Below are 10,912 nucleotides of genomic sequence, written 5' to 3' on the forward strand. Positions count from 1 at the left end.
GTGCAAGCGCCTGGCGACGTTCCGCCAGCCCGCCACGAGCGAGCGAGCGATGGTGCCGCATTTTTCCGCGCGGGTCCATCCTGCGCGGGCGCCAGGCGGGGCATAATCAGGCGCACCACCAACCAACCTGGGCGGCTGGCTGTTTCAGGCGCTCCACAAGCACGCCGACGAAGCCGTTGCCGGCAGCGGGGTTCCCCTCGCCAGCGACCAGGACCCGCCGGCGCAACGCACGGCCATCGGCGGTCTCAGGAACAGCAGGCGGGCGAACAGCCAGGTGTTGTACCAGGCGCGGAAGACGGCGTCCGGGCCGCGGTGGTAGCGACCGAGCCGCCGCAGCCAGTCGCTGTTGGCATAGAACTCGCCGAGATCACTGGTGGGACGAGTCCAGCAGATCCAGAATCTCGCCGAAACGGTAGTCGTTCGCCAGCGCTTGCAGGCGGGCCGCTTCCTGAACATCGACGGTGCGTATTTTCGCAATCACCGCACCGGTTTCACCAATGTCGAGTGCCGTCGCCGCCACGCGGAGTTCTCGACACAGTTCCTCGGGCAGCGGCCCCATGGTCGCGCTGCCGAGCGCCGCGGCGGGTTGCGCCGAGACATCCTCGGTGGCCGCCGCATAGCGGTAACGCAGCACCAGATGTCGCGCCAGCATCGAAAAAATCTCCTCGGCGCGAAATGGCTTGAGCAGAATGTCGTCACAGCCGGACGCCAGGACGGCGGCGCGCTCCTCCTTGAACGCCCCGGCAGTCAGGGCCACGATCTTCACCACGTCACCGCCAGGCAGAGCCCGGATGCGCCGGGTGGCCTCGAAGCCGTCCATGACCGACATGCGTATGTCCATCAGGATGAGGTCGGGTCGCCACTGCTCGAACAGGGCGAGGGCTTGTTCGCCGTTCCCGGCCTCTTGCACGGCGAAGTCGGCCTGCGTCAGCAGGCCGGTCACCAGCAGCCGGTTTTCCAGCACGTCGTCGACGACCAGGATGCGCGGCGTCGGCTGATCCTTGGCCAAACCGATCACCTCGGGGGCGGGCGCTGTGGGCACAGCCACTGCCTCCGCCGACGAACGCTCGAGCGGCAGCCTGACCCGAAACACGCTGCCGCGGCCGGGCGTACTCGCCGCCACGATGCGGCCACCCATCATCTCGATGAAGGAACGGGTAATGGCCAAGCCCAAACCGGTCCCCTGATTCTCCATGGCGGAGTGGACCTGGACGAAGGGCTGGAAGATGCTCTCCAGCGATTCGCGCGGGATACCGGAGCCAGTATCCTCGACCTCCACTTCCAACCACGTCCGCTCCTCTTCCACGCAAGTCCGCGCGCGCAAGGCGACGCTGCCCTGGCGCGTGAATTTCACCGCGTTGCCCAGAAGGTTGATCAGGATCTGGCGCAGCTTGCCGGCATCGGCGGTGACGAAACGTTCCGTGTTCGAAGCGATGTCCACGGTCAGTGCGATGCCTCGGCTTTCGGCACGGGCGCGGATCATCGTCGCGCTGTCCTCGAGCAAGCGTGGCAGATCGAAGGGCTCGTTGAGCAACTCGGTCTTGCCCGCCTCGATCTTGGACAAGTCCAGGATGTCGTTGATCATCGCCAGCAAATGCTCGCCGCTGCGGTTGATGATGCCGAGCTTCTGCCTTTGATCCTCGGTCGCTTTCGCGTCACGCGCCAGCATCTGGGAAAAGCCGAGAACGGCGTTGAGCGGCGTGCGCAGTTCGTGCGACATGTTGGCCAGAAACATGCTCTTGGCGCGGTTGGCCGACTCGGCCGCGTCCCTCGATCGCCGCAGTTCGGTTTCGGATGCCTTCAGCTCCTTTTCGGACGACCGCAGGTCTGCCTCGATGTGCTGGCGACGGGCGATTTCTTGCGTCAGTTTGCGGTTCCAGTAGAGAAACGCCAGCAGAATCAGCGTTGCCCCTCCCGCGATCTGCCAGACCAGGGTGTAGTCGATGCGCGACAGAAGTTGCTGCGGATCCCAGCGCGCGTTGATCGCGTGCCGCTCCTCGGAAGTCAGGCTGGCGAGACCCTTGTCGATCAGGCTGGCCAGTTCCGGCCAATCCTTGCGGATCGCCATCGCCTGGGTGTGGTCGCCGTAGGGCGTCGGAGCAGCCACGACGACATTGGACAGCCCCAGTTCCCGGATCAGGAAACTGGCGTTGACCAGATTGCCCACGTAAGCGTCGGCCTGGCCCATGGCTACGGCGCGCAGCGCGTCCTCGGGCAGGGCCACTTCCAGAATCCTGATCTCCGGATGGTCTGCTCTGAGTCTGCCCGTCATGACATACTCCCGTTCCGAAGCGACGGTCTTGCCTTTCAGGTCGTCGAGGCCGCTGAGGAAGGGGGCGTCCCGGCGTGCGAAGAGCGCCCAGGGCATGCGCAGGTAGTCGCTGGTCAGGGCGAACTCCTTTTCCCGTTCGGGCGTGCGCTGCATGGTCAGCAGCAGGTCGAAAAGGCGGTGCTCCTCCTTGACGTCCCGCATCGCATCCGGCCAGCCGACGGTAGGCGGAACGTATTCGACCGTGAAGCCAAAGCGCTTGGCGATGGCGTCGAGGTAGTCGACCGATATTCCCGACGGGATCGGCTTGACGAACATGTAGGGCGGCCAATTGCCGACCCTCGCCCGCACCGTGTGTTTGGCGTCCAGCCAGCGCCGCTCGGCCTCGGTAAGTTCGAGCGCCGGCTCGGCGGGCTTCACACCGCGGATGTTGCCGACATAACGCTCGGTGATCGCCAGGCGTTCTTCGGCCGGAATCGCCGCCAGTGCCTTGTTGACGATGACTTGCAGTTCCGGCCAATCCTTGCGGAACGCCTGGCGCAGCACTATTTCACTGTCCGGCGGAAAAAACGCCACTCTTACCTCGGTCACGGTGCGTTGCCGCATCAGATACATGAAATCGGTGCCGCTGAGCACGGCGTCGACCTCGCCCTGCAGCAGGGCATCCAGCAGATCGGTGTTTTCCGCTTTGGGCACCGCGATCAACCGCGGATGGTTTTTCAGCAGCTTTTCCTCCGGCGCGTTGCCGGCCTGATGGCCAACCCGCTTGCCGGCCAGAGAGGCCATGTCCCGATAGCGGTCCAGATCGCCCTTGCGCACGAAGATATTTCGGTAGGTGCTGTAGAGCGGATCACTGAACAGAAAATATGGCTCACGCTCCTTCTGGTAGGTCAAGGCCAGCAAGCCATCGATTTCCTTGCGCTTGGCCCGCTCTACCATGTCTTTCCAGACGCCTTGTTCGATGCGCAGGTTGAGTCCGGTCAGGGCGTTGATGCGGGCAAGAAAATCGGCTTCTATCCCGGTGATGCGGCCATCGGGATTGTTGATGATGTAGGGTTGCCAACCTGCGTCGATACCCATCCTGATGTTCGGGTGCGCCTCGATCCAGGCGCGCTCCGCGTCGGTGAGCGAAACCGTCGCTTGGATCAGGCGCCGTTCGATCTCCCGATAGTAGCGATCCTTGATGCGCAGCCGCTCCTCCGCCGAAATCGCGGCGATGCCCTTGTCGAGGAGGGACGTCAGCTCGGGCCAGTCCTTGCGGATCGCGAAGACCAGTTCAAGCGGCTGGCCGATCCGGAAAAGCGGCTGGAGACGCTTTGTCGCGCTTCTCTTGAGTTGATACTCGGTGATGATGGAGCCTATGAAACCCTCCATCTCGCCGTCGAGGACGGCGGCAAAAGCGGCTTGAGGACTGTCCACGGGAAGGGCGGAAACGCCCGGAACGGAGGCCAGCGTTTTTTTCTCGAACAGATTGCCGGCTTGGTAACCGATCCGCTTGCCAGCCAGATTTTCAAGCGAGCGGATATTTGCCGGATTGTCGCTGCGGGCGTAGATGTACTTCCAAAGCGTCATGTAGGGCTGGGTGAAATCGGCGAACGCGCGGCGCTCCTCGTGCACGGCGGCCGCTGAAAGCCCGTCGATCTGTCGGGCTTTCAGCTTGTCGACCATGTCCGCCCAGCGGCCGGTCTCGAAGGTGATCCGCGTGCCCAATAGCGCGTTGAGGCGCGCCACGACATCGCCGTCGATACCCGTCAAGCTGCCATCGGGCGCCTTCAGGATATGGGGTTCCCATGTCTGGTCGATGCCGAGGACGATACGGGGATGGGCCGCGATCCAGGCGCGCTCGTCCGGGGTCAACTCGAGCGGTGGAATCTGCCCGGTGCCGGATGCCTGAACCGGTACTACGGACTCGGTGCCTGCCGGCGCCAAGCCCCCTGTACCGAGACACAGAAATAGCACGCTTAGCCACTGGACCAGCCAATAGCGCCTCGTTCGCATTCTCATGGGTCTCTCTCAGCCAGCGATCATTCACCCGTTTGTCGACGCTCTCGATCAAGCGGTCGATTTTATTTCCTACTCCTACTTACTGTAGCACCCAATTCGCCGTTTTCCGACCAGAGTTTGGACACCCGCGCCTCCGGGCGGCCACGATTTTCCGAAAGTGTGATCGCGGCACGAAGTGCAATGCTCAAGGCAACAAGAAGCGTTGGACCGGCTACAAGCGGCATCTCGATCCCGCCGACTGTGGCGTACCAATTGCCGCACTGCTCTCCAGCGCATCGATACACGACAGCCTGGCTGCCATTCCCCTGTCGCTGATCAGCGCCGAGCGCAGCAACGCGCGGCGCAAGGATGAATGCGATGCGGCGGCAAGACCTGCCGGGTCAAGGGCAATACCAAAGTGATGGTTCACCGGATGTTCGGCATCCTGGCGCTGTCCGCGGACCCGTGGCTGCAATGACGACAAGGACCCTCTGCGTTCCCGCTCCGGCCGCGCGGTGCAGCCGAGGGATGGCTCGCTCCGAACCGTCGTTTGACTTAATTGAGGACACGCTCCAATGGGTGACCCCAGGCCCTCTCTCGGTCGCCGGCCGCCCCCGGCAACTCAAGCCCCGGTCAGCGCCAACGCCAACGGCGTCGTCAGTGCCGCCAGCGCGGTGGACAGCACCAGGCTGCTCGCCACCGGCGCTTCCAGGGTGTTGAACTGGCGCGACATCAGATAGACATTGACGCCGACCGCCAGCGACGCCAACAGCACGACGACCCGCGTTTCCATCGGCGGCAGGCCGATCAGGCGTGCCAGCAGCCAGACGACCAGCGGCTGGACAACCAGCTTCATCAGCGTCATGGCGACGCTGATCCGCCAACCGTCACGCACCCCGTATTCGGCGAGTCCCATGCCCAGAGCGACCAGCGCCATCGGCGCCGCCGCCTGGCCGACCATCGCCAGCGGCTGGGCGACGAGAGCGGGCAGCGGCACGCCGGTCAGTCCGAACAGCGTGCCCGCGAGAATCGCGGCGACGATCGGATTGGTCAGCACGCCGCGCGCCGTCTGGGCGAAACCCTGTAGCGAAAAGCTGCCATGCTGCGCCCACTCGATCGATACCGTCAGCAGCGTCCACAGGATCAGCGCGTTGAAGACCAGTACCAGCGCCACCGACGGAACCGCCGCATCGCCGAGGGCGATCTTCGCCAGCGGCAGACCGAGCAGCACGTTGTTCGAGAACACCCCGCCCAGGGCAAAGACCGATTGCCCGACGCCGTCCAGCGCAAAGAGCTTCCAGGCGAGCAGACGGCCAAGCACGAAGACGATCAGGCAGCCGCCGAAGAAGGCGAGCAGCAGCCGCGCATCGACCGGCGGCAACTGCGAGAGGTCGCTCATCAGGCGAAACAGCATCGCCGGCAGGGCGACCGAAAAAACGAAGCGCGACAGGTGGTCGGACATCGCCTGCGGCCAGGCGAAGCCGCGCATCAGCACATAGCCGACGAGCACCAGGACGAAGAGCGGTGCCGCCAGTTCGACGTGATGAACAAACGTCTGCATGCCGCCGGCAGCACCGGTCAGTCGAGGAAGCGTGGCGGACGCTGCTCGCGCATCGCGGCCAGCGTTTCGTCGAGGTCGGCGGACATCAGCATCGCCGCGTTCCAGGTGGCGACGTAGTTCAGCCCGTCGGCCACCGAATGGTCGCGGCCGTAGTTGAGCATCTCCTTGGTGCCGCGGATGGCCAGCGGCGATTTCGCGGCGATGCGGCGCGCGATCGTGCGCACCCCGTCGAGCAGCACCTCGGGAGTCGCATAGACCTGATTGACGAGCCCGATCGCCTTCGCCTCGGCGCCATCGACGCTGCGGCCGGTGTAGGCCAGTTCGCGCGCGACGCCATCCGGGATGAGCCGCGGCAGACGCTGCAGGGTGCCGACATCGGCGGTCATCCCGACGTCGATCTCGCGCACCGAAAACTGCACTTCGGCCGCCGCGTAACGCATGTCGCAGCAGCTCACCAGATCGATCGCGCCGCCGATGCAGGCGCCCTGAATCGCCGCCAGCACCGGCTTGCGGCAACGCTCGACGGTCGACAGGCAATCCTGCAGATCGAGGATCAGCCGGCGCAGCGCCTCGCGGCTGCGCGCCGGGTCGCGATGCGCGACCGCCTGGCCGACCCCCGCCAGCATCGCCAGATCGATCCCGGCACAAAAATTGCGCCCGGCGCCGCTCAGGATCGCGACGCGCACCTCGGCTGTCGCGTCCGCCCAGTCGAAGGCCGTGCGCAGTTCCTGCCACATCGCCTCGTTCATCGCGTTCGAACGTTCGGGACGATTCAGCCGGATCTCGGCGATCCCATCCGCGAACTCGATGGCAATCGTCGTCAAGGGGGGAATGGCGATCCTCACGTTTTTCTCCTGTAGAGATTCGTCAGCGACGCCGACGGAATGCGAAGTTTAATGGAATTGCCGGGTGCTGCGCCGGTCGGCCCGTGGCGCGACCGGCCGGTCGCTGCTCCCGAGTTCCGCCGCCGAGCCCTTCCAGCGCTTCCCTCGCGCACACCCTCACCGATGCCGCCCCGCGCGACCCAATGCCGGACACGCCATCCCGCGAGTGGCCAATCTTGGCAGCATACTCGGGGCTACACTTCGCTCTGGGTCGATTACTAGGGGTGGTAGATCGTTCCCGTTGCCCCCCTGCGCTGGATCAGCTTCGCCGCCGCCTGGGGATTTTCCTGCTTCGCCCTCGGCACCTGCCATGACTGCTTCAGCATGCCGCCGCGCGCGGTCACGAAGGAATACCGACGAGCGAGGAGAGTGTCTGGCTTACCCGCACCGTGTCGCCACACGTTGGTGGCAAGAGGTAAAGAAGCGAGAAAGCAGGAGGTCAGAGCGTCCTGGCGAGGCGGAAACCCAGGTTGACGTCCCGGCTCCCGGGCCCGCTCCTGCCGCGGAAGGCCGCCCGCGCGACCCCCGAACCGTCGCCCCAGGAGCGGCCGCGCACCACCCGCCGGCCACAGTCCCCGCTCTCCCACGACCTTCCATCGTCGGGTGCGCCCACGTAGCTCTCGCTCCAGCAGTCCTGCGTCCATTCCCAGACGTTGCCGATCATGTCGTGCAAACCGAAAGCGTTGGCGGCGAAGCTGCCGACCGGCGCGGTTCCCTTGCCGCTCCAGGCGCTTCCGGAACCGAAGAAGTTGCCGCACCTGGAGCCTGGGTCGTCACCCCAGGGGTAGGCCGTCGTCGTCCCGGCGCGCGCCGCATATTCCCATTCGGCCTCGCTCGGTAGCCGGTAAGTCTTGCCGCTCTTTTCGCCCAGCCACTTGACATAGGCCAGCGCGTCCTTCCAGCTCACCCCGACCACCGGATGACGATCATCCTGCGCAACGCCCGGATCGCGCCAGTTCCTGTCTTTCGACGGACCCCAATCGCCCTTGGCAGCATCCCACGCCCAGATCCCTTCGTCGGGATTGCGCTCGGCTTCGCTCCGGTAGCCGCTGGCCAGCACGAAGCGCTTGAAGTCGCCGACCGTCACGGCATAGCGCCCAAGCGCAAAGGGTTTGCCGATACGCACCTTGTGCTGGGGTCCCTCGTTGTCCCTGCGCCCCCTTTCGGATTCCGGTGAACCCATGACGAACTCGCCAGCCGGAATGACGACCATCTCGGGAAACCCGTCGCCGTCTCTGAACACCTTGCCGGGCAGCCACTCGCTGGGTCGGACGACAAGCGGCTCCGGATCGGGCTTCGGCCCGCCGCCGCCCAGACCGCTTTTCTTCAGCGCCTTGACCAGCTCGCCGACATCGTAATCCCAGCGCTTGTCGGTGATCTCGTGCGCGACGCGGCGAGCCAGCGGGCGCAGCGTTTCGGGCAGTTGTGCCGCCTTCGGCATCGTCGCCGTCCCGACGAGCAGGGGAACGACGCGCAGACCTCGGCGTTTCAGGCTCTCTTCGCATCAGCGCCGGCCGCGCCACTGCCGGCGCGAGCGTTCCGACGCAACCCACCGAAGCAGGAGAGGACACCGCGCCCGTCGCCCGAAGGCCAGGACGGGCGCGGCTCCGGGGTCCGCGGCAAGCGGACCCGTGCTCATCATGACGGGGCCTGGACGCTCTCACGCACACCCGGGGCAGCCTTGGCCGCCCCGGCTCCGGCCCGGAAGCGTACTGGCGAGGCGGAAACCCAGGTTGTTGTTCCGGTTTCCGGGCTCGTTCCTGTTGCGGTAGGCCGCCCGCGCGTTCTCCGAATCGTTGTTCCAGGAGCCGCCGCGCACCACCCGCCGGCCACAACGGACCCCGTCAGGCTTCTATGGCAACTGGTACAGTGGATCGAACCAGCCGCCACGGAAGATTGCCCGGCGCAGCCGCCACGTGTCGGCATGCGCCGCGTGGGCTACCCAGTAGCCCACACGCTGTTCCACCTCCTCCTGCGTCACCGTCCCGGCGCGCCAGCGGTCACGCAGGCTGCGCAGCCGGTTGCGGAAACGACGCACATTCTCCTCCGGCAAGCGCCGCCGATTGCCGCTCATGACGACCAGCCCGAGGAAGGCTGACGGCTCGCTGCTCGGCAGAACCAGCGTCTTCCTCGGATGCAGGACCAGCCGTCGCCCCTCGAGATAGCGGGCGAGCGCCGCGCGCCAGTCGTCGAGCACCAGAGGATCATCGTGGAACAGCGCGAAATCGTCGACATAACGCAGGTAGGGCGCGCGCAGTACTTCCTTGACGTAATGATCGAGCCCGTCGAGGTAAATGTTGGCGAAGAGCTGGCTGGTCAGATTGCCGATCGGCAACCCGCGCCGTCGTGCCAGCGGCGAGAACAGGTCGTCGCCGGGGAAGTAGTGGTTCACGGGCTCCTGCGCATTCGAGCCGTCGATGATCGCGTCGATCACGCGCAGCGTCCGCGCGCAGGCGATCCGCCGCCGCAGGTCGCGCTTCAGGATCTCATGGTCGATGGCGGGGAAGTAACGATGGATGTCGCAGCGCAGGACATGCCGGTAGCGGTTGCGGAAGTGCTCGTAGCGCGTCACCGCCCGATGCGTGCCCTTGCCGACGCGGTTGGCGAAGCTGTCGTCGATGAAGCCGCGCTCGAATATCGGCTCGATCACGGCGCACAGCGCATGCTGCACCACCCGGTCGCGAAACGGTGCAGCGGAAACCAGCCGTGGCTTCGGGTCGCGCACCTCGAAGCTCTTGTATGCACCCGGGCACCAGGTTTCCGCATTGAGTAGCCGTTCCAGGCGCAGCAGCTCACGTTCGAGATTGGCGAAGAAAGCCGCCGCTCCAGGCTTGCGCCGCTTGCCACGCAGCGCGCGCAGCGCCGCCTCGCGCAGCGCGCGGAAGCTGGCGATTTCGCCGAACAGATCGTCAACCCTGCGCGGCACGGTTGGCCTTGATCCAGCCGCCGACCATACGGCCGATCTCGTCGAGCATTCGCGCCGCGTGTTCGTAGCGGCGCAGGTCGAGGTAGTGCAGCTCGGCGCAGACGCGGAACAGAAAGCGCAGTTTCTCGAGACCGAGGTTGGCGTCGCTCAACGGCCGCTCGCGCGCCTTGCTGTACGTCGCCTCGATCAGCCGCTCGAAGACGTCGAGCGCCGTCGCCTGGATCCGATCGCCGAGCAGGAACTTCTGGCTGCGCGGCAACTTGTCGAGCGTCGGGATCAGCCAGACGATGAAGCGGAACATCGCTTCGAGCGCCGGTCCCGATCTGCGCGCCGCGTCGCCGGGCCGGCGAGGTTCGTCACTTGGTGAAGAAGCAATCATGTGGTGGATGCAAGAGGTAAAGAGTCAAAGAGGCAAGAGGTCAGAGCGTCCTGGCGAGGCGGAAACCCAGGTCGTCGTTCCGGAGCCCGGGCTCGTCCCAGTAGCGGAAGGCCGCCCGCGCGACCTCCGGTTTGCTGCTCCAGGAGCCGCCGCGCACCACCCGCCGGCCACAGTCCCCCTTGAGCCACGGCAAGCCGTCCATCGGCGCGCCGGCATAGCTGTCGTTCCAGCAGTCCTGTGTCCATTCCCAGACGTTACCGATCATGTCGTACAAACCAAAGGCGTTGGGCGCAAAGCTGCCGACCGGCGCCGCCCGCTTGCCGTTCCACTGGCTTCCCGAACCAAAGAAGTTGGCGCGGTTCGTTCCGGGCTCGTTGCCCCAGGGATACCTCGTCCGCGTCCCCGCGCGTGCAGCATACTCCCATTCGGACTCGGACAGCAGCCGGTAGGGCTTGCCCGTCTTCTTCGCCAGCCAGGCGACGTAGGCCTGCGCGTCGTCCCAACTGACGTTGATCACCGGCTGCCGGCCGCGTCTCCAACCTTCGTCGCCAGGCTTGTACTTGCAGCCGCGATCCGCCACGCAGGCATCCCACTCGTCGAAGGTGAGCTCGTACTTGCCGACGGCGAAGGGCTTGGCGAAGGTCACCCGCTGCTGTGGTCGTTCGTCGGCGAAACCTTCGGTCCCCGGCGAGCCCATCATGAAACTGCCGGCGGGAACAACCACCATTTCCGGGCATTGGTCGCAATCGCGGAAAACGCGCTCGTCCGCGGCCGGACCGGCATCGGAAAAGCTCCACAGCACCACCATCCCGGACCGGCCGACCGACGCGAGCCCCTTGCCGTCGGGGTTCCAGGCGACCGCGGCGACCTCCTCCCCGTGAACCTCCAACGGAACGCCGCGCAACCTTCG

Annotated in this window: 8 protein-coding genes and 1 pseudogene; 1 reads left to right on the top strand and 8 read right to left on the bottom strand. The window is 65.6% G+C overall.

The window, feature by feature from the left end; genetic code table 11:
• Positions 1-367 precede the first annotated feature (367 nt).
• A complete protein-coding gene (locus CAPSK01_RS22010; RefSeq protein WP_273703151.1) occupies positions 368-4,273 on the bottom strand; it encodes a transporter substrate-binding domain-containing protein in 3,906 nt (1,301 codons plus the stop codon).
• Positions 4,274-4,431: 158 nt separating this feature from the next.
• Between CAPSK01_RS22010 and CAPSK01_RS22015 the strand changes: the two are divergent.
• Positions 4,432-4,730: pseudogene (locus CAPSK01_RS22015) on the top strand (IS5/IS1182 family transposase); the annotation flags it as partial.
• 144 nt (positions 4,731-4,874) lie between these two features.
• Here the strand turns inward: CAPSK01_RS22015 and CAPSK01_RS05455 are convergent.
• From CAPSK01_RS05455 to CAPSK01_RS05480, 7 genes are all read right to left on the bottom strand, one after another.
• Positions 4,875-5,813, bottom strand: coding sequence for an AEC family transporter (locus CAPSK01_RS05455; RefSeq protein WP_034923478.1), 939 nt, complete (start codon positions 5,811-5,813; stop codon positions 4,875-4,877).
• Between the two features lie 17 nt (positions 5,814-5,830).
• Positions 5,831-6,658 carry a crotonase/enoyl-CoA hydratase family protein gene (locus tag CAPSK01_RS05460; RefSeq protein ID WP_273703152.1) on the bottom strand — a complete coding sequence of 276 codons (828 nt, stop codon included), beginning with the start codon at positions 6,656-6,658 and terminating at the stop codon, positions 5,831-5,833.
• Between the two features lie 478 nt (positions 6,659-7,136).
• The gene (locus CAPSK01_RS05465; RefSeq protein WP_273703153.1) at positions 7,137-8,138 is read right to left on the bottom strand and encodes a formylglycine-generating enzyme family protein; all 1,002 of its coding nucleotides are present in this window, start codon (positions 8,136-8,138) and stop codon (positions 7,137-7,139) included.
• A 219-nt stretch (positions 8,139-8,357) separates the two neighbouring features.
• A complete protein-coding gene (locus tag CAPSK01_RS22020) occupies positions 8,358-8,519 on the bottom strand; it encodes an SUMF1/EgtB/PvdO family nonheme iron enzyme (protein WP_337958542.1) in 162 nt (53 codons plus the stop codon).
• A 30-nt stretch (positions 8,520-8,549) separates the two neighbouring features.
• Positions 8,550-9,623, bottom strand: a complete 1,074-nt coding sequence (locus CAPSK01_RS05470; RefSeq protein WP_034923481.1) for an RNA-directed DNA polymerase — start codon at positions 9,621-9,623, stop codon at positions 8,550-8,552.
• On the bottom strand, positions 9,607-10,002 hold the full coding sequence (gene avd, locus CAPSK01_RS05475) for a diversity-generating retroelement protein Avd (RefSeq protein ID WP_273703155.1): 396 nt from the start codon (positions 10,000-10,002) through the stop codon (positions 9,607-9,609). The genes CAPSK01_RS05470 and avd overlap by 17 nt, the downstream gene beginning before the upstream one ends.
• 40 nt (positions 10,003-10,042) lie before the next feature.
• On the bottom strand, positions 10,043-10,912 hold an 870-nt coding region (locus CAPSK01_RS05480), incomplete at its 5' end, for an SUMF1/EgtB/PvdO family nonheme iron enzyme (protein WP_337958543.1).

It is taken from the genome of Candidatus Accumulibacter vicinus (genome assembly GCF_000584955.1).
GTDB classification, from domain to species: domain Bacteria; phylum Pseudomonadota; class Gammaproteobacteria; order Burkholderiales; family Rhodocyclaceae; genus Accumulibacter; species Accumulibacter vicinus.